The organism is Schleiferilactobacillus harbinensis (genome assembly GCF_008694105.1).
GTDB lineage: Bacteria > Bacillota > Bacilli > Lactobacillales > Lactobacillaceae > Schleiferilactobacillus > Schleiferilactobacillus harbinensis.
Genome location: NZ_CP041364.1, coordinates 981,529 through 1,000,005, shown reverse-complemented (window position 1 = coordinate 1,000,005; position 18,477 = coordinate 981,529). Strand labels below are relative to the sequence as shown.

At 53.7% G+C, this 18,477-nt stretch carries 14 protein-coding genes and 1 pseudogene; 13 read left to right on the top strand and 2 right to left on the bottom strand.

Annotated features, from left to right (window positions below; all coding sequences use genetic code 11):
- Positions 1–12 precede the first annotated feature (12 nt).
- From infB to FMM01_RS05130, 7 genes and pseudogenes are all read left to right on the top strand, one after another.
- Entirely contained in the window at positions 13–2,862 is a 2,850-nt protein-coding gene (infB, locus tag FMM01_RS05160) for a translation initiation factor IF-2 (RefSeq protein WP_150391835.1), read from the top strand.
- A gap of 16 nt (positions 2,863–2,878) precedes the next feature.
- The gene (gene rbfA / locus FMM01_RS05155) at positions 2,879–3,238 is read left to right on the top strand and encodes a 30S ribosome-binding factor RbfA (RefSeq protein ID WP_027827716.1); all 360 of its coding nucleotides are present in this window, start codon (positions 2,879–2,881) and stop codon (positions 3,236–3,238) included.
- A gap of 197 nt (positions 3,239–3,435) precedes the next feature.
- Positions 3,436–3,630: a hypothetical protein gene (locus tag FMM01_RS05150; protein ID WP_150391512.1), complete on the top strand. Its 195-nt coding sequence runs from the start codon at positions 3,436–3,438 to the stop codon at positions 3,628–3,630.
- A complete protein-coding gene (tnpB, locus tag FMM01_RS05145; protein ID WP_057824131.1) occupies positions 3,605–3,964 on the top strand; it encodes an IS66 family insertion sequence element accessory protein TnpB in 360 nt (119 codons plus the stop codon). The genes FMM01_RS05150 and tnpB overlap by 26 nt, the downstream gene beginning before the upstream one ends.
- 100 nt (positions 3,965–4,064) lie before the next feature.
- Positions 4,065–5,621 carry an IS66 family transposase gene (tnpC, locus tag FMM01_RS05140; RefSeq protein WP_150391513.1) on the top strand — a complete coding sequence of 519 codons (1,557 nt, stop codon included), beginning with the start codon at positions 4,065–4,067 and terminating at the stop codon, positions 5,619–5,621.
- A 143-nt stretch (positions 5,622–5,764) separates the two neighbouring features.
- Positions 5,765–7,615, top strand: coding sequence for an ABC transporter ATP-binding protein (locus FMM01_RS05135; RefSeq protein WP_190973457.1), 1,851 nt, complete (start codon positions 5,765–5,767; stop codon positions 7,613–7,615).
- A pseudogene (locus FMM01_RS05130) lies at positions 7,608–9,446 on the top strand (ABC transporter ATP-binding protein); the annotation flags it as partial. The gene FMM01_RS05135 and the pseudogene FMM01_RS05130, both read left to right, overlap by 8 nt.
- A 99-nt stretch (positions 9,447–9,545) precedes the next feature.
- On the opposite strand, the gene FMM01_RS05125 reads toward FMM01_RS05130, so the two are convergent.
- Entirely contained in the window at positions 9,546–10,721 is a 1,176-nt protein-coding gene (locus FMM01_RS05125) for a sensor histidine kinase (protein ID WP_419555014.1), read from the bottom strand.
- Positions 10,718–11,413: a LytR/AlgR family response regulator transcription factor gene (locus FMM01_RS05120; protein ID WP_150391833.1), complete on the bottom strand. Its 696-nt coding sequence runs from the start codon at positions 11,411–11,413 to the stop codon at positions 10,718–10,720. Before FMM01_RS05120 ends, FMM01_RS05125 begins: the two co-directional genes overlap by 4 nt.
- Positions 11,414–11,575: 162 nt before the next feature.
- Between FMM01_RS05120 and truB the strand changes: the two genes are divergently transcribed.
- From truB to dnaK, 6 genes are all read left to right on the top strand, one after another.
- Complete coding sequence (truB, locus tag FMM01_RS05115; protein WP_150393238.1) at positions 11,576–12,493, top strand: tRNA pseudouridine(55) synthase TruB; 918 nt, start codon at positions 11,576–11,578, stop codon at positions 12,491–12,493.
- A 2-nt stretch (positions 12,494–12,495) separates the two neighbouring features.
- Positions 12,496–13,446, top strand: coding sequence for a riboflavin biosynthesis protein RibF (ribF, locus tag FMM01_RS05110; RefSeq protein ID WP_150391832.1), 951 nt, complete (start codon positions 12,496–12,498; stop codon positions 13,444–13,446).
- Positions 13,446–14,591 (top strand): radical SAM family heme chaperone HemW, encoded by a 1,146-nt coding sequence (gene hemW / locus FMM01_RS05105; protein WP_150391831.1) that lies wholly within the window; start codon positions 13,446–13,448, stop codon positions 14,589–14,591. Before ribF ends, hemW begins: the two co-directional genes overlap by 1 nt.
- A 121-nt stretch (positions 14,592–14,712) precedes the next feature.
- The gene (gene hrcA, locus FMM01_RS05100) at positions 14,713–15,777 is read left to right on the top strand and encodes a heat-inducible transcriptional repressor HrcA (protein WP_146993785.1); all 1,065 of its coding nucleotides are present in this window, start codon (positions 14,713–14,715) and stop codon (positions 15,775–15,777) included.
- Between the two features lie 21 nt (positions 15,778–15,798).
- Positions 15,799–16,458: a nucleotide exchange factor GrpE gene (gene grpE, locus FMM01_RS05095; RefSeq protein WP_146993786.1), complete on the top strand. Its 660-nt coding sequence runs from the start codon at positions 15,799–15,801 to the stop codon at positions 16,456–16,458.
- A gap of 59 nt (positions 16,459–16,517) precedes the next feature.
- On the top strand, positions 16,518–18,395 hold the full coding sequence (gene dnaK / locus FMM01_RS05090; protein WP_063515446.1) for a molecular chaperone DnaK: 1,878 nt from the start codon (positions 16,518–16,520) through the stop codon (positions 18,393–18,395).
- The last annotated feature ends 82 nt before the right edge of the window (positions 18,396–18,477 follow it).

Here is an 18,477-nt window from a genome sequence, read left to right as displayed (position 1 = left end):
GAGTGTGAAGATATGGGGAAAAAGCGTGTCTACGAATTCGCCAAAGAAATTAAAGTACCCAGTAAACAAGTCGTTGAAGCGGCCGAAAAGGCCGGTTTGACCATCAATAATCACATGGCGATGATTGATGATGCCGGACAAAGTAAAGTCCGGCAGGTCTTGCAGCAGAGTACAAGTCAATCAGCCCCGCAGGCTGACAACAAAGTACAGCAAGCAAGTCAACCAAAATCACAGAGCAAGGATCAGAAGGACACCCATACAGGCAAGACAAAAATTCTCGTATCGGCTATCCGGCGACCTAAGAGCAAACCGAATGCGGCCCACGCCAGTGTCCATGGCGTGAAGACCACCACCGGTGTGCCTCGGGAAGACCGGCACACTTCTTCTACGCGGCGGGAGCAACCCCGTCGGCAGCCTGCCGTTAATGCGGCGCCCGCGAAGCCTCAAGAAACACCGCGGCCCGTCGCCAAGCAGGATCAGCCGACTGCCAATACAGCCCGTCCCACTCAGTCAACTCACAGACAGGAGCCTAAACCTACGGTAACCACTACCCAAGCAAAGCCTAATAATAATAATCAGCAGCATGCCGCTGCGACCAATCAGCGTACGGCGAGTCCCGCCCGGAACCAGAACCAAAACACTGGCCGCAGCCAGAGCCAAGGACAAAACCGGACCCAGGGTCAGAATCGTCCTCAGGGTCAAAGCCAAAGCAATCGCAGTCAGAACCAAGGCCAGAACCGGAATCAGGGCCAAAGCCAAGGACAAAACCGCGGTCAGCAGACCCAGTCACGGCCGAATCAAGGCCAAGGGCAAAGCCAGAATCGCAGCCAAGGCCAAGGGCAAAATCGGAACCAAGCGCAAAACCGCAACACCAGCAGTAATCAAAGCCGCAGTCAATCCACGACCGCGACGACGGATAACAGCCGGCGGACGCGCAACCAAGGCGGCAACAGCAATTACCGCGGCGGCAGCAATACCGGCAATAGCCGTTTCAATGATAACCGCGGCGGTAACAGCAATCGCCGCAATCGCCGGAACAAGAAGGGGCGCCGTTACAATAACGAACCGCGCAAGGTCATGCCGGCCCGCAAGGATCGGCCGTTACCTGAGACTCTGGTGTATACCGAAGGCATGAACGCTCAAGAATTGGGCAAGGTATTGCACCGGGAACCGGCAGAAATCGTTAAGAAGCTCTTCATGCTCGGCGTGATGGTCAACCAGAACCAATCTTTGGATGACGATACCATCGAGTTGCTGGCCGCCGATTACGGCATCAACGCCCAAAAGAAGGTTGAACAAGATATTTCTGATCTGGACGCCCTCTTTGAAAAAGAACAAAAGAACACCGATCACTTAGTTGCCCGGCCGCCTGTTGTCACTATCATGGGGCACGTTGACCATGGTAAGACAACTTTGCTGGACAAATTGCGCCATACCCACGTCACCGAGGGCGAAGCCGGCGGGATCACCCAACATATTGGGGCCTACCAAACGAAGCTTGATGGCCGGGTAATCACGTTCCTGGATACGCCGGGACACGCAGCCTTCACCGAAATGCGGGCCCGCGGCGCGGATGTCACAGATATTATCGTTCTAGTCGTGGCCGCCGATGACGGCGTCATGCCCCAGACGATTGAGGCCATCAACCACGCTAAGGCGGCACATGCGCCCATGATCGTGGCCGTGAACAAGATCGACAAGCCAGGGGCTAACCCGAACCACGTCATGGAACAACTGACCGAATACGGGTTGATTCCGGAAGACTGGGGCGGCGACACGATCTTCGTCCAAATTTCGGCCAAATACGGCAAGAACTTGGATGAATTGCTGGAAATGATTCTGCTCCAAGCCGACGTCATGGAATTGAAGGCTAATCCGGATCAGCCCGCTGTAGGGACCGTCTTGGAAGCCAAGTTGGATAAGGGCCGCGGCCCTGTTGCTTCCTTGCTGGTACAGCAGGGAACGCTGAAAGTCGGCGATCCCATCGTCGTTGGCGATACCTTCGGCCGGGTCCGGGTTATGACCAATGACCGCGGGCGCCGGATCAAGGAGGCCAAACCGGCTGAACCGGTGGAAATCACCGGATTGAATGACGTGCCCAACGCCGCTGATCATTTCGTTGTCTTCTCTGATGAAAAGACGGCCCGGGCTGTTGGTGAAGAACGCTCGAAGAATGCTCAAGCCGAAGAGCGGGCACACAGCACCCACGTGACTCTGGATAATCTGTTCGAAACCATGAAGGAAGAACAGATGAAGGAAGTCGACGTCATTATCAAGGCCGACGTCCAAGGTTCTGTTCAAGCTTTGGCCGATTCATTACAGAAGATTGACGTCCAAGGCGTGCGAGTGAACATTATTCACCAGGCCGTCGGAGCGATCAACGAAAGTGATGTCACCTTAGCCGCAGCGTCCAACGCGATCATCATCGGCTTCAACGTGCGCCCGACGCCGCAGGCCCGAGCCCAAGCCGATACCGACGATGTGGATATCCGGCTGCACCGGGTCATCTACCAAGCCATTGACGAAGTCGAATCCGCCATGAAGGGTAAGCTGGAACCGGAATACAAGGAGAAGGTCACCGGGAACTTACAAGTCCGGGAAATCTACAATGTGTCCAAGATTGGCACGATTGCCGGGTGCTTGGTCACTGACGGCTTGATTACCCGTGATTCCGGCGTCCGCTTGATCCGGGACGGCATCGTTATTCACGAAGGTAAGCTGGCTTCCCTGAAGCGCTTCAAGGATGACGTGAAGGAAGTCCGCCAAGGCTTCGATTGTGGTTTGACGATTGATGGGTACAACGACATCCACGTGGACGACCAGATCGAAGCCTACGTGATGGAAGAAGTACCGGTCAAATAATAGGGGGAGTTAGCCTATGAAACATCGTATTGGCCGAGTTGAATCAGAAATCCAGCGTGAAGTCACCGACATCCTGCTCAAGCGGGTCCGCGATCCGCGGGTTGAAGGAGTGACGATCACCGGTGTGGAGGTCACTCAGGATCTGCAATACTGCAAGATCTATTACAGCATTCTGTCCGATCTAGCGTCGGCGGCGGAAAAGGCCCAAGCCGGGCTGGATAAAGCCACCCCGCTGATTCGCCGGGAGTTGGGCCATCGCCTGACGACATACAAGATCCCTGAATTATCGTTCCATCAGGATCCGTCTGTCCGGTATGGTGAACACATCGATAAGCTGATTCGCCAATTGCATGTGCAGGATAATGATGAAAGCTAAGCATTAACTGAAGCGGTGTCTGACCATTCGCAGGAATGGGCGGGCACCGCTTTTTTGCATTTCAGGTACGGAATTAGGGATTTCGTGACGCGCAGCCGCTACGGGCGAACTTCTGTAAGCGGTCGTTAAACGGGTATATGGTTCGCGCCGTAGCCTCCTTGTATGCTTGAGTCATCAAGTGCACAAGGAGGCTTTTTATGGTTCAAATTAAAGATATTGTGCCGGTTCAAATGACAGATCGGACACCCAGCACTGGTGGGAAGCCCCAGATAGCTGCTCGAATCAAGCTCAAAGATGCCGAAGTGATTTTTTATAATGGTGCTGATCGGAGCACTCGGCACATCGTCTTACAGGAGTTGACTGGTAATGTTCCCCAATATCCAAGAACTTAACATCTACATCATCTGTGGCAAGACTGACCTCCGCAAAGGAATTGACGGTTTAGCTGCCTCACTGCGGGAACTCTATGGTGAGAACGAAGTCCCGTACGACCACTCACTATTCCTATTTTGCGGCAGTCAGCGGGACCGGTTCAAGGCCCTTTACTGGGATCGCAGCGGCTTCGTCCTCTATTACAAGCGGTTCGAGAACGGCCACCTGCAATGGCCCCGCAACCGGTCCGACGTACAACGACTAAGCCATTACCAGTTAAAACGATTGATCACTGGTCTAAGTATTATTGAGAGGCGTACCATTCATGACCGCAGGGTCGGATATACCAATTAAATGTGGAAGAGGATGCCAAATGAAATTTGGTATTACCTCTTCCTTTTTATGATCTATAAATGATATAATCCAATAATCAATAATTCAGGAGGGCCACACATTGGTCGACCCAAAAAATAGCATTGCACTCGCAGATGCCACCCCCGAGCAATTACGGACTATCGTCCAAAATTTACTCCACGAAAACCAACAGATGCAGGAGCAGCTGGCCGTATTGAAACGTGTTCTCTATGGTCGTCGCCGCGAATCCAGCCAAAATTTGCCAGATGGGCAAACCAACCTCTTCAACGAACACGTGCTCACCCAGGAAGAACAAGCAGCGGTCGCCAAGGCGAGTGGCGAAGACGAGCCAGTCAAGAAACGCCCTAAGAAAGTGGTTCACCGAAAATCGATGGACCTGAGTCAATTACCACAAAACACTCGCGACTATACTTTAGACACTGAAGATCAGATTTGCCCAGGATGTGGGAAGATGATGGCCGATATTGGGCGGACAGCCGTACGTAAAGAGGTCGACTTTGTCCCCGTTAAGTTGTTGGCCACCACTGTTTACCAGCACACTTACGTCTGCACTAACGAGCAGTGTTTACAAGACCACGGTAAGGTAATCACCAAGAAAGCAGACGTACCGAAGCCCGTGATCTCCCACAGTATGGCTTCAAATGCGGTCGTGACCGAATCAATCTTGACCAAATTTATCTATAAAGTGCCGGATTACCGGCAAGAAAAGCTCTGGCATAATCGTGGCGCAGATTTTACCCGGCAAGCCCTGTCTGGTTGGCCTATCAAGGCAGCCGAAGAATATCTGCGGCCGCTCTACAATTTGATGCATCAAGAACTGCTGGCCCAGGATATCATTCACGCCGATGAGACGCCCTACCGGGTGCTCGCCATCAAGAAGGCCAAGACCTATTACTGGGTTTACACCTCAGGCAAGTTTGCGGAGCATCAAATTATCCTGTATGACCACGGCGACACCCGCGGGTACGGCGAAGCTGAGCGCTTCCTTAAGGGATATACGAAATACCTGCAGACCGATGGCTATGCTGTGTATCCCCGGTTGCCGGATCTGACCAATGTTTATTGCTGGGCGCACGTCCGGCGGAAGTTCGACGAAGCGGTTACCGGTGGTGATACCGGATTGGCACCCATTGGTCGGCAATACTGTAATGAGATGTTCCACTTGGAACAGGGATGGCGTGGCCTGCCCGCAACTGAGCGACTTGCGCAGCGTAAAGAACACCTCCAGCCGCAGATGGATGCCTTCTTCAAATGGTTGTTTGAATTGGGTGACAGTTACTTACCGAAATCCAAACTTGGTCGCGCAGTTGAATACGCACTGGGCCATGAAGTAGGATTACGGGCGGTTCTCCAAGACGGCCGGTTGGAGTTATCCAATAACCGGGCCGAACGAGCCGTCAAAGAGCTGGTGATGGGCCGCAAAAATTGGCTCTTCTCACAGAGCAAACGCGGCGCCGTAGCGACGGGCATCTTATTAAGTGTGCTCAAAACTGCAGAGATAAATCACCTCGACCTTCGTCAATACTTGAACTATTTGTTTGCGGCATTACCTAATTTGCCGGTGCCCGGGGACTTGACGGTCCTACAGGACTATTTACCCTGGTCACCGAAAGTGCAGGAGATCTGCCACGAATAAATAATTCGAGTACAGCAGTGGCGCAATCCTTATGTTAGAGGGTTGCGCCACTTTTTCATATACGCCCGTTTAACGACCTCTTACGAACTTCTGGGGGTATGCTGGGGACAGTTAGAAAACAGGGTGGCTTTGGAGAGGTGAGCATGATGATTAAAAAAATGACAGATAAGCACTATTCAATCTGGGAAAACCTGCGCTGGTTCAATGTTCAGCGCCGGGGTATCGCCGACCATTTAAGATGGTGGCTGCCGAGTATTCTCGTGATTCAATTGGGCATCACTCTGGTGAGCGCGGCTGTCCCGGCCCTGCTTGTCCGGTTGCTGGGCCAGCACACGGGGTTGCCGCTGGTCGCGCTCTTGATGATCGGGATCGGCTTAGGGCTGGGATGTTTGCAATTCAGCCAAGCCGTCTTAGATACTTTCATGCGGATGGCCAGCAGCGCGGTGCGCAACGAAATGTTTGCCACGGATGGCGGCGACTACTTGCACATTCCCTATGTGGCTGCCGCCGACGCCCAAGTGCGGGCCAAGCGAGCAGAGAGTATGAATTATGGTTATGGTGGTGATGAGTCAGGAGTGGGGGTATTCTATAATACCCTTGTTCATACCGTGCAAAATGCTCTGATGATCCTGGTTGATGCCGTAATCCTGGGACAGGCGTCGTGGTGGATCGCAGGCGTAATTATCGCCACGACACTCCTCGCCTTCTATCCCCAACAATCTTTCCAACGGTTCCGCCGGCAGCAGCAGAAGGTCATGGAAGATCGGTGGACCCCCGGTAAATATATTCAACGTTCCAGTTTTCAAGAAGAGAATGGGAAGGATATCCGGCTGTATCACATGGCGGGGTGGTATCAGGGCAAGTACGATCAATTTGTGGCGGCCACCAACCAGACCCAAACCAAGATTGAACGCCGCCAGTTCTGGGTCAGCAGCGGGTCGGCCTTGTTAACCTTGATTCGAAATACCGTGGGCTACGGTGTCTTACTCCTGCTCATGGTCAATAAACAGGTGAGTATCAGCCAATTCACTTTTTATTTCACCTTGTTGAGTACCGTCGGCATGACTGTCGAAGCCGTTCTGACTCAGTATGGCCTCCTCAAGGGGGCCAATACGGATGTCAACACCGGACGCCGCTTTCTGGATTGGGCCGAGGCAGTCATCCAAGATATGCCCCAGGGCAAAACCGTCCCGCATTTCGATGCGCGCAAGCCGCTCACGGTGGTGTTTGACCACGTCAGTTTCACTTACCCGGACGGTACCGCCCCCGTCCTCAATGATATTTCCTTCACGCTGCATGCCGGTGAGCGTATTGCCCTCGTCGGCCTGAACGGGGCCGGTAAAACAACGATCACCATGTTGATGATGGGGTTGTTAACGCCTAACAGCGGGACCATCACGATCAATGACATTAATATCCAGGATATTCCGCCGGCCACGCTGCGCAGCTATTTCGCGCCGGTTTTCCAAGAAAGCACCGTATTTGCCGGCAGCGTCGGCTATAACGTTGCAATGACGCGGGACTACGATGAACAACGGGTCCGAAATGCCTTGGCGGAAGCGGGCTTAACTGCGGATATCGACAAATTAGCACATGGTCTCCAGACAGAATTGACGAATTACATTCAGGACGATGGCGTGACGTTATCCGGCGGGCAGACCCAAAAATTAATGATTGCCCGGGCATTGTACCGGGATGCGCCGATCCTGTTACTCGATGAGCCCACTGCCGCGCTGGATGCGTTGGCGGAAAGTGCGTTATATCAAAATTATCAGAAAATGGCAGCAGGCAAGACCAGCCTGTTCATTTCGCACCGGTTGGCGTCCACCCGGTTCTCAGATCGCATTCTGTTCTTACAACAGGGGCAAATTGCCGCCAGTGGGACCCATGAAGAATTGCTGGCCCACTGCCCGGCGTACGCAGCGTTATACCGCACCCAGAGTCAATATTATACTGAGAAACAAACTGGTCAGGAGGCGGTCCAAGATGCCTAAGAAAAAGCAAGCGCCAGAGGCTAATCATCATTCTTACCGTGAATATCTTCATTATGCCAACGTGCTGCGGCCGCATTCCGTTGCGGTCCAAGCCGCGTTGGCCGTGGTCACCCTGCTCCAAGGATACGCCGCCGTCACCTTCTTAGGGGTGCTGGTCACGCAACTGACCGTGCCCAACGTGACGATGGCGCAACTATGGCCGATGACGGCGGCCTTCCTGGGCACCATCTTCGTCCTTGCAATCATCGGCTATCGGTTGACGATGCATGCCAACGTGAATGCCTGGGGCTCTTGGTTCGGCATGCAAGCCATGACCAACAAGAAGATGCTGACAGTGACCTATCCCACGTTCATTGATCCAAAATTCCGGGATGAGTATGCGGCAGCTAACACCAGCATTATGTTTTCTGGCGGTTTCGGCCGGTTTGTCACCCAAGTCGTCAATAGTGTGTGCGGTCTGATTGCGGCGGTTGTTCTTTCTGGTGCGTCACTCGTTGCGTTGTTTACTGCCCGCAGCCAAGAAACAACCGCCTTGGCCCGATTTTCTAATTCACCGTGGCTGTTGGTGCTCATGCTAGTAATTATTGCGATTCCAGTGGTCATGGCCTTTCCTTTGGCTAAATTGAGCGGCAAATACATGCGGAAGTTCTATAACTTCAACGTGCAGTTTAACCGGATGGGAGCGTACTACATCCAAACCGTGTTTGACGATTATGTCATCGGCAAAGTGATTCGAATTTTTGACCCCCACGATCACTTGCTGCACTATTTTGCCAAAGAAAATCGAACTCAAATCATTGAAGACAACAAAATGCTGACTCAGGCCACTGCCGCCCGCAGTCTCAATAATATTGTACTGAGCGTTATTATCGGAATGCTTTACGTGGTCGTCGGCATCAAAGGCTTGGCCGGGGCAATATCGATTGGGGCCGTGATTGCCTATGTGGGTTATCTGCAACAGGTGATCGGTGCACTCACCACAATGATGGATACGATTGGCACGAGTGCGTCTATCTTGAAGGGCTTGGATCAATTCATTGATTTCATTGAATATCCAGATGCGCCCGCCAAGGGGAGGCTGCCGATCGAAAAACGGTTGGATAATAACTATGAGATCAAAGTAGACGATGTGAGCTATCGCTATCCGGGCACTCAGGAGTGGGCATTGCGCCACGTGACCCTGCAATTCAAAGTCGGCCAACGGTTAGCGCTGGTTGGCCCAAACGGTAGTGGCAAGACGACGCTCATTAAGCTCCTGACCCGCTTGGCAGAACCAACAGAAGGCCGAATTCTGTTGAACGGCATCGATATCCAGAAATACGACATTCACGAATATCAGCAGATTTTCGCCGTGGTGTTCCAGGATTACCGGTTGTTTGCCTTCTCAGTCGCTGATAATGTCGCGGTGAATACCCATAAGGATCCTGAGCGCATTCAGCGGGCATTGACCTTGGCCGGAGTGTGGGACAAAGTAGACAGAATGCCGAAAAAGACAGAAACCAGCCTCACCAAGAATATTGATCCCGCGGGGGTGGACATCTCCGGTGGGGAAGCACAGAAAATTGCCATTGCCCGGGCCTGGTACAAAGATGCGCCATTCATCATTCTCGACGAACCGACTGCCGCTCTGGACCCGGTCTCGGAATATGAAATTTACCAGAAGTTTGATGACCTGATGGAGAAGAAAACGGCGATCTACGTTTCCCACCGCATGAGTTCGACCCGTTTCAGTCAGCGCATTGTCGTTTTGGACCACGGCCAGATTGTGGAGGATGGGACCCACGCGGCGTTGATGCAGGCGCAGGGGTTGTATTACCGGCTCTTTGAAGCTTAGGCGCAATACTACACGGCCGACAAAATTAAAGCCGAACGCAAAAACGCCGATGCCGCGTACGCCATCGACTAGCCAAATAATTTATATGAGTCGCTGTCAGTCCGTGCTGGCGGCGGCTTTTTGACTTATTGTGGGTAAGGGCAGGGCGATCTCAGTTACGAACACGCCCTCTTCATATTGCCGGTTGATCATCCCGTTATATTTCTCGACCAGCGCGTTGATCCGGCGAATGCCGAGGCCCCGTTTGTCGTTCTTCGTCGATGCATAATCGTAGTTGATATATTGATCCGCCGGTCGGGTATTGGTCACAGAAATATAGAGCTGTTGCTTCATAATCGCAATGTAGACCCGCAGGAAGCGGTCGTCCGTTGCCGGCTGGGCTTCGATGGCCTTCAGGGCGTTGTCCAAAATGTTGCCAAGAATCACCACCAAATCAACATCCTTAATGAGCGGTTGCGGGCCGACAAAGGCTTTCACATTCATCGGGATCTGCTGGTTCTTGGCCATGGTTAATTTGGCGTTCAGGACCGCGTCCAGCATCGGGTTGCCGGAGCGGACGATTTGTTCGATATCACCCAGGGAAGTCTCCAATTCGCTTAAATAATGCTGCGCTTGGGACACGTCGCCGTCGTGGAGATAGACTTTCAGCGATTGCAAATGATCGTGGTAATCGTGGCGCCAGCCGCGAATCTGCGCATAGAGATCGTTGACTTCTTTAATGTAGTTGGCCATGATGCCATCCAGTGATTGGGCATAGACCATGTCGGTTTGCTGGAACAAATAAGTGAGCAGGCCGGTCACCAATTTCACGGTAAGCAGCCACAGCCCAAGAAGCAAGAAGCGCGCTGGTGTGTCTGAAATGAAAAAGAGGACGGCAAAAATCGCACCGGTGCCGCTCAGCAGCAGCCACAGCGGGCGAAAGGTTTGTCCCCCGGCAATATGCACGGTGCAGGCGCTGATGACAATGGTGAATAGGCCAGCGGCACTCTTCGGCAGCGACAACCAAATCGGGGCCAGCGCCGCGAGTACCAGTAAACCGCCCAACACCATATCCGGCCAGCGGGCATGGAGCGGATCGCGGCCCAGCCAAGCATAGAGCCCCAGAATCAGCAGCGCGGCGAGAATGCCGCCCCAGGGGATAATGAAGGGCAGTGTAGCGATGGGGATCAGGGCCAGCCCCGACCACCACGGTTTCTTTTCCGGGTGCGCACTCAGCCAAAGCAGACCGCCTAAGGTGAAGAATAGGGTGCACCATAACAGTTGCCCGATCATTGCCGCGCCAACTTTCTGAACCGCTCCCAGAAGGCCTGCTTGATCGCTTGCGTCCGGTTCCGGGCGAGGGGTACGGCGACCCCGTTGGCCAAAGTGACCGTGTCTTTGCCAATGGTGCGGATGTGGTCAATGTTCACCAAAGCCGACCGGTGGGTCAGAATGAAGCGATTGTCCAACTGGGTGCGAATATTCTGAAGGCTGTCTTTGAAGGCGTCTTGACGTTCCTGGGTGATGACCGTCAAATAGTGACCATCCACGGTGAAGGCCATGATGTCATACAGGTAAACTTGGGTCGATCCGTCGGCCAGGGGCAGGATAATGAATGGCGGCCGCTCGGTAGCGGCGGCCCGATCAAGCAGTTTGGTCAGTTTCTCCGGGGTGATCGGCTTCAAAATGTAATCTAAGGCGTTCACATCGTAGCCGTCAAAGACGTAGTCATCATAATTGGACAAGAAAGCCAGGGGCATTTTTGCATCCTGCGCTCGAATCTTTTTGGCCACTGCCATTCCGTCCATACCAGGCAGTTTGATGTCCAGCAGAATCAAATCAAAGTGGGGATGATCCGGCCAGGCAAACAGGAACTGCTCGCCTGACGCGAAGACCGTCCAAGTTAAATTGCGGTGTAAGCTAGCCAACATATCCGTGAGGGTCTGCTGCATCGTTGGATTATCTTCCACAATGGCAATTTCCATGAGCGTGCACCTTCTTTTTCATTTTCCTTATTCAGTGTACCTTAAATCAAATTGACTTTCGATTGGCGTTGGTGCTGACATTGAACTCTTTTGTTCCTGCCACCGTTCTGCTGTAAACTAGAGGCTACATACTTGAATCGAATTATTGGAGGAATTGTTGTGATCAACGGCTTTATCCCCTTGCATAAGGAAGCAGGGATGACGAGTTTTGATTGTGTGGCAGCGGTGCGCAAGCTCGCCCACCAGAAGCGGGTGGGGCATGGGGGCACCCTGGATCCGGATGTGGATGGGGTGCTGCCGATTTGTTTAGGGGTCGCCACGAAGCTGGTGGATCGGCTGCAAACCATGCCCAAGACGTACACTGGTGAAATCACTCTGGGCTTCGCGACGGATACCGAGGATCTGAGTGGAAAAGAAATTGACCGCCAACGGCTGACGGTGCCGTTTACCGCACTGGCCATTGATCAGGCGATGGCCTCTTTTCAGGGCGCTTACGATCAAACCCCGCCGTTATATTCTGCTGTGCGGGTCAATGGCAAACATCTCTATGAATACGCCCGGGCTGGCGAGACGGTGGCCCGGCCGACGCGGACGGTGCATGTGTATCATTTCGACCGCACGAGCGCCCCTGTCTTTAATGAAGAAACCGGGGAGCAGACTTTTTCATTCACAGCACAAGTCGCGAAGGGGACATATATCCGGACACTGGCCTCCGATTTGGGCCAGCGGCTGGGCGTGCCGGCGGTGATGAGTCAATTGACTCGTCAGGCCAGCGGCGGCTTTCAATTGGCCGAAAGCGTCACATTGGCCGACTTGGCGGCCGCACCCTTGACCGATTTTGTGCGGCCGATCCAGGCGGTGTTTGCGGATATGCCGATTGAAGACTTGACCCCGGCGGCCTGGACCCGGGTCCAGCATGGCAATTACTTGCGCTTAACCCGTCCTGCGACCGATGGCAATGAGCTGTTTCTTCGGTATGGTGGGGACATTCAGGCGATTTACCGCTACGAGACCCAGACCGGCACCTGGCGGGCGGCCCAAATGCTGCTGCATGAAACAACGGGAAAGGAGGCGGAGTGAGTATGGAAGTCATTTCCTTAGCCAGCCCAGTGCCGGATACGGCGGCATACACCACGCCGCGGGTGCTCGTGTTAGGCTTCTTTGACGGCGTCCACCGCGGCCACCAAGCGGTGATCGCCAAGGGGCGGGCGATTGCGGACCAGCACGGCTGGCCGCTGAGCGTGCTCACTTTTGCGGATCATCCGGCGGTGATTTACCGCGGGGCAGACCGGGCGACTTTTGAATACTTATCACCCATCACTGAAAAGACGGCTTTAATGGCCCGCTTCGGCGTGGATCAGCTTTTTGTGATCCAGACGGATACCAGCTTCAGGCAGGTGACGTCGCAACAATTTATTGACCGGTACGTGGTCGGGCTTGATGCTCAGATCGTCGTGGCCGGCTTCGATTACACCTTCGGCCCCCGGGACGTGGCCAACATGCAGACGATCGATCAGTTTGCCCAGGGCCGCTTCCAAGCAGTGGCCGTACCGCCTGTGGCCTTCAATGACATCAAAGTTGGCTCGACGGAAATTCGTGAACTGCTCATCGCCGGTAGGGTGGATCAGGCCAACGACCTGCTGGGCTGGACCTATTGCAACACGGGTACCGTAGTGCATGGGTTGCAGCGGGGGCGGGAGTTGGGCTACCCGACGGCCAACCTGGCTGTCACACCCAACGAAGTCGTCCCCGGTATCGGCATCTATGCCACTCGCTTTTTTGTCCGCGGCCAGTGGTACCCCAGCATGACCTCCATCGGCCACAACGTGACATTTGAACCGAATCAGCTCCTCACGGTGGAAAGCAACCTGCTGGACTTCAACGGCGATATCTACGGTGAACCGGCCAAAATCGTCTGGGATCACTACCTGCGCGGCGAGGTGAAATTCTCCTCCGCCCAGGGTCTGATTGACCAGCTAGCCCAAGATGCCGCCCACACACGACAGTATTATGCAGAAAGGACCCAACCCTAATGGCGGCTGCGTACATCCACATCCCGTTTTGTGAACATATTTGCTACTATTGCAATTTCAATAAGGTTTTCATCCAGGGCCAGCCGGTGGATGACTATATCACGCGGTTGCTAGAAGAAATTAAGATGGTGCTGGCTGAATACCCGGATGAATCGATCGAGACCGTCTATATCGGCGGCGGGACACCGAGTGCGTTGTCTCCGGAACAGATGGACCGGCTGCTCAGCGGGGTCAACGACCTGCTGCCGCTGCCGGCCGGCGGCGAATTCACCATTGAATGCAATCCCAACAACTTGCTGACCATGGATCTCCTGCACGTGTTCAAAGACCACGGGGTCAATCGCTTGAGTGTCGGTGTCCAGTCGTTTGACGACGCGGTGTTGAAGAAAATCGGCCGCACCCATCGGGCCAAGGACGTGTACACCGCCTTCAAAAATGCCCGGGCGGCCGGCTTTGACAACATGTCCATGGACCTGATCTACCGTTTGCCGGGGCAGACCTATGATGATTTTGCCGATAGCTTGCGCCAAGCGGTGTCCCTGGATCTGCCCCACTATGCGACATATTCCCTGATCCTGGAGCAGCGAACCGTATTCTATAACCTGATGCGTGCGGGCAAACTCCACCTGCCCAGCGATGACACGGAGGCTGACGAGTATGAACTGGCCATGGATTATTTCGCCGATCACGGGCTTCACCAATACGAAATCAGCAACTTTGCAAAGCCCGGGTACGAATCGGTGCACAACAAGAAGTATTGGCAGAATGAAGACTACTTTGGCTTCGGCGCCGGCGCCTGGGGCTACCTGGATCGGGATCGCTACCATAATTTCGGCCCGATTCAGCAATATCTGAACCCGTTACGGGCGGGCAAGGTGCCGGTGTTTGCCCGCCAATTGGTTTCTCCCGAGGAACAAATGGAAGAGCAGATGTTTCTTGGGCTGCGCTTGAATGCCGGGGTGGACCGCCAGCGTTTTGCCCAGCGCTTCAAGATGACCATCGAGGACGTGTACGGGCAAACGGTGCCGGAACTGGTCGCCCAGGGATTGGTCACCGATGATGGCCGCCATGTCGCGCTGACCCAGCGGGGCCGCTTCATCGGCAACGACGTGTTTGAAAAATTCTTGCTGGATGATGCCGATTAGCACCCGCACCGAAAACCTGCTAAAAATATCGCTGAGCCATTGACTTCAAAGCGCTTGGTTGGTATATTATGTAGTGTATTAGCACTCAACATCATTAAGTGCTAAAAAAGAGGTGGTAGCGATGCTGACCAAACGTGAGATGTTGGTGTTAAAGGAGATTATTCGGCACTATAACGAGAGCGGCCAACCGGTGGGTTCTAAGACCATCATGGGTTCGCTCCCGATGAAGGTCTCCAGTGCCACGATTCGCAACGACATGGCGGCGCTGGAATCGGCGGGCTTGATCGAGAAGACCCATTCGTCCTCCGGCCGGGTGCCGTCCGATACCGGCTATCGGTATTACTTGGACCATCTATTGCAGCCGACGATGGTGGATTCCGATGATTTGAATATGATTCAGACCATTTTCCGTCAGAAGTTCTATCAAGGCGATGAATTGGTGGCCCAGTCGGCGAAGATCCTTTCTGAACTGACTCACTATACAGCGATCACGCTGGGGCCGGAAGTGGGCGTCATGCGCCTGGAAGGCTTCCAATTGATGCCGCTGGGTAATCGCCGGGTCTTGGCCTTGCTGATTACCACCTCCGGGCAGGTCGTCAATAAGACGTTCGTGATCCCGGATACCGTCACTGGTGAACAGCTGGAGGCGGTGATGCGGGTGATCAATGATCAGCTGGTGGGCAAGCCCATTGCGACGGTCATGAACCAGCTGGACAGTCATTTGATCCCGCTGATCAGTCAGTATATTCACTCGCCGGATTTCTTTCTGGATGTGGTCCATGGGATTCTCAGCGAAGCCAGTGCAGACCGCTTCCATATCAGCGGCAAGATGAATATTCTGGATTACGCCCACATGGACGATGTGAATCAGCTGAAGTCGCTGTATCATCTGATCGATACAGATGATCAACTCGCGGCGCTCCTGGGGCTGAACGATCCCGATGACGACACCAAGCCGCCCACTGAGCACGGGGTGACCGTGCGCTTGGGTCATGAGTTCCCGAACCAATTGCTGGCCAACATGTCGTTGATTCGGGCTACGTACCACGCTGGCGAGTATGGGGATGGCATGATTGCGATCCTCGGTCCGTCCAGCATGCCGTATTCCCGAGTGATCGGGCTGCTGGATTTATTCCGGGATGAACTGGCCCGGCGCATTGCCGATTACTATCGGGATCACGGATAATTAACGAAGGGGTTTTGCAGATTGGCTAAGGAAAGAGAACACGAGACAAAGAAGAAGGAAGATTTTCCTTCTGAAGATCACGTGCAAGAAAAAGATACCGCGGCTCAAATCCACGCCCATGTCCAAACTGGCCGGAAGAAACAGCCGGAATCCACTGAGGACAAGGTATTGGATGAAACCAAGGCAGACCTGGATGATTTGATCAAGGGCCCGTCGACCGCCGCGTTGGAAAAAGAAAATAAAGAGTTAAAAGACAAAGTGGCCCAACTGGAAGATAAATACTTGCGGGCTGAAGCAGAGATGCGCAATATGGGCAATCGCCAGAAGAAAGAAATCGACGGGATGATTAAGTACGACGGCCAAAGATTAGCCAAGTCGATCCTGCCGGTGGCCGATAATCTGGAACGGGCCTTGGCCGCTGAAGTCAATGCGGACGGCATGGCCCAGCTGCACAAGGGTGTGGAAATGACCCATGAACACTTGATCCACTCCTTGGCCGAGAATCACATTACGGAGATCGCGGCGGCGGGTGAAAAATTTGACCCGACCAAGCACCAAGCGGTTTCCACTGCACCGGCCGACAAGGATCATCCAGCCGACACGGTCGTGCAAGTGCTGCAAAAGGGCTACATGCTGCGGGATCGCGTCCTGCGGCCCGCGATGGTCGTTGTCGCTCAGTAATACGCGTGAATTGAATAAAAATTTGAATTGTATATTGTTAAAAGTGAGGTAATTTGAGTATGGCAAAAGTCATTGGTATCGACTTAGGCACCACCAACTCCGCAGTCGCTGTTTTGGAAGGCGGCAAGCCAAAAATCATCGCTAACCCAGAAGGCAACCGGACCACACCGTCCGTTGTCGCCTTCAAGGATGGCGAGATCCAAGTCGGGGAAGTCGCAAAGCGGCAAGCAATCACGAACCCGGACACAATTTCTTCGATCAAGCGCCACATGGGTGATCCGAATTACACCGTTAAAGTCGGCGATAAGACGTATAAACCCCAAGAAATCTCTGCGATGATCCTGCAATACATCAAGAACTTCGCCCAAGATTACTTAGGTGAAGAAGTGAAGGATGCTGTGATTACCGTGCCGGCATACTTCAATGATGCCCAACGGCAGGCCACCAAGGATGCCGGGACGATTGCCGGGTTGAAAGTCGATCGGATCATCAACGAACCGACCGCTTCCGCTTTGGCTTATGGGGTCGACAAGGACGAGAAGAAAGACGAGAAGATTCTGGTCTATGATCTGGGCGGCGGTACGTTCGATGTCTCCATCCTGGAATTAGGCGACGGTGTCTTCCAAGTCCTGTCCACGAACGGTGATACCCACTTGGGCGGCGATGACTTTGACCGGCGCATCATGGACTGGCTGGTCAAGGACTTCAAGGCTGAGAACGGCGTTGACCTGAGCAAAGATAAGATGGCTTTGCAGCGGTTAAAGGACGCGGCTGAAAAGGCGAAGAAGGATCTGTCTGGCGTTACCAGCACCTCCATTTCTCTGCCGTTCATTTCCGCCGGCCCCAACGGCCCGCTGCACTTGGAGAAGCAATTGACCCGGGCGAAGTTCGATGAATTGACTTCGGATTTGGTTGAAAAGACAAAGATCCCGATGGACAATGCCTTGCGCGATGCCAAGTTGACTTATGACGATATTGATAAGGTGATCTTGAACGGCGGCTCCACTCGGACACCGGCCGTGCAAGATGCTGTCAAGAAGTGGTCTGGTAAGGAACCTGACCACTCCATCAACCCGGACGAAGCCGTTGCTCTGGGCGCCGCCATCCAAGGCGGGGTCATCACGGGTGATGTCCACGATGTTGTCCTGCTGGATGTTACGCCGCTGTCCTTGGGTATTGAAACCATGGGCGGCGTGTTCACGAAGCTGATCGACCGCAATACGACGATTCCGACATCCAAGTCGCAAACGTTCTCCACAGCCGCGGACAATCAACCGGCTGTTGATATTCACGTACTGCAAGGTGAACGGCCCATGGCGGCGGACGACAAGACCCTCGGCCGCTTCCAGTTGGCGGACATTCCGCCGGCACCCCGCGGCATTCCGCAGATTCAAGTGACGTTCGATATTGATAAGAACGGCATTGTGAACGTGTCGGCCAAGGATCTGGGCACTGGCAAGTCCCAGAAGATCACCATCCAGAGTTCGTCAGGTCTGTCTGATGAAGAAATCAAGAAGATGATGGCTGAAGCCAAAGAGAACGAAGACGCCGATAAGAAGCGGAAGGAAGAGGCTGACCTGAAGAACGATGTCGATCAGCTGATCTTCCAGACCGATAAGACGTTGAAGGAACTCAAGGGCAAGGTTTCTGACGACGAAATCAAGAAGGCCCAAGATGCCGAAGATGCGTTGAAGAAAGCGCAGCAAGCCAACGACTTAGAGGACATGAAGACGAAGCGGGACGACTTGAACAAGATCGTGCAAGACCTGACCGTGAAGCTGTATCAACAAGCCCAGCAAGAACAGCAAAAGTCTGGTGCTGCTGATGGTTCTGGCTCCGCTGACGGCAATCAAGACGGCGGCGACAAGGGCAAGGACGGCGGCAACGGTGATACGGTTGACGGCGACTTCTCCGAAGTCCACAACGACGACAAGTAATCTGAATTAAACAACTGACACATGCAAAGGCTTGCCTGCGGGCAGGCTTTTGTTGTTTTAGCACCTATGGTATATTAGTGAC

Excerpts from the sequence above, each read along its gene's own strand:
- hrcA (WP_146993785.1), top strand. The coding sequence starts at position 14,713 with ATGCTGACCAAACGTGAGATGTTGGTGTTAAAGGAGATTATTCGGCAC.
- rbfA (WP_027827716.1), top strand. The coding sequence starts at position 2,879 with ATGAAACATCGTATTGGCCGAGTTGAATCAGAAATCCAGCGTGAAGTC.
- dnaK (WP_063515446.1), top strand. The coding sequence starts at position 16,518 with ATGGCAAAAGTCATTGGTATCGACTTAGGCACCACCAACTCCGCAGTC.
- tnpB (WP_057824131.1), top strand. The coding sequence starts at position 3,605 with ATGTTCCCCAATATCCAAGAACTTAACATCTACATCATCTGTGGCAAG.
- FMM01_RS05135 (WP_190973457.1), top strand. The coding sequence starts at position 5,765 with ATGATGATTAAAAAAATGACAGATAAGCACTATTCAATCTGGGAAAAC.
- infB (WP_150391835.1), top strand. The coding sequence starts at position 13 with ATGGGGAAAAAGCGTGTCTACGAATTCGCCAAAGAAATTAAAGTACCC.
- FMM01_RS05120 (WP_150391833.1), bottom strand. The coding sequence starts at position 11,413 with ATGGAAATTGCCATTGTGGAAGATAATCCAACGATGCAGCAGACCCTC.
- FMM01_RS05125 (WP_419555014.1), bottom strand. The coding sequence starts at position 10,721 with ATGATCGGGCAACTGTTATGGTGCACCCTATTCTTCACCTTAGGCGGT.
- FMM01_RS05150 (WP_150391512.1), top strand. The coding sequence starts at position 3,436 with ATGGTTCAAATTAAAGATATTGTGCCGGTTCAAATGACAGATCGGACA.
- ribF (WP_150391832.1), top strand. The coding sequence starts at position 12,496 with ATGGAAGTCATTTCCTTAGCCAGCCCAGTGCCGGATACGGCGGCATAC.
- hemW (WP_150391831.1), top strand. The coding sequence starts at position 13,446 with ATGGCGGCTGCGTACATCCACATCCCGTTTTGTGAACATATTTGCTAC.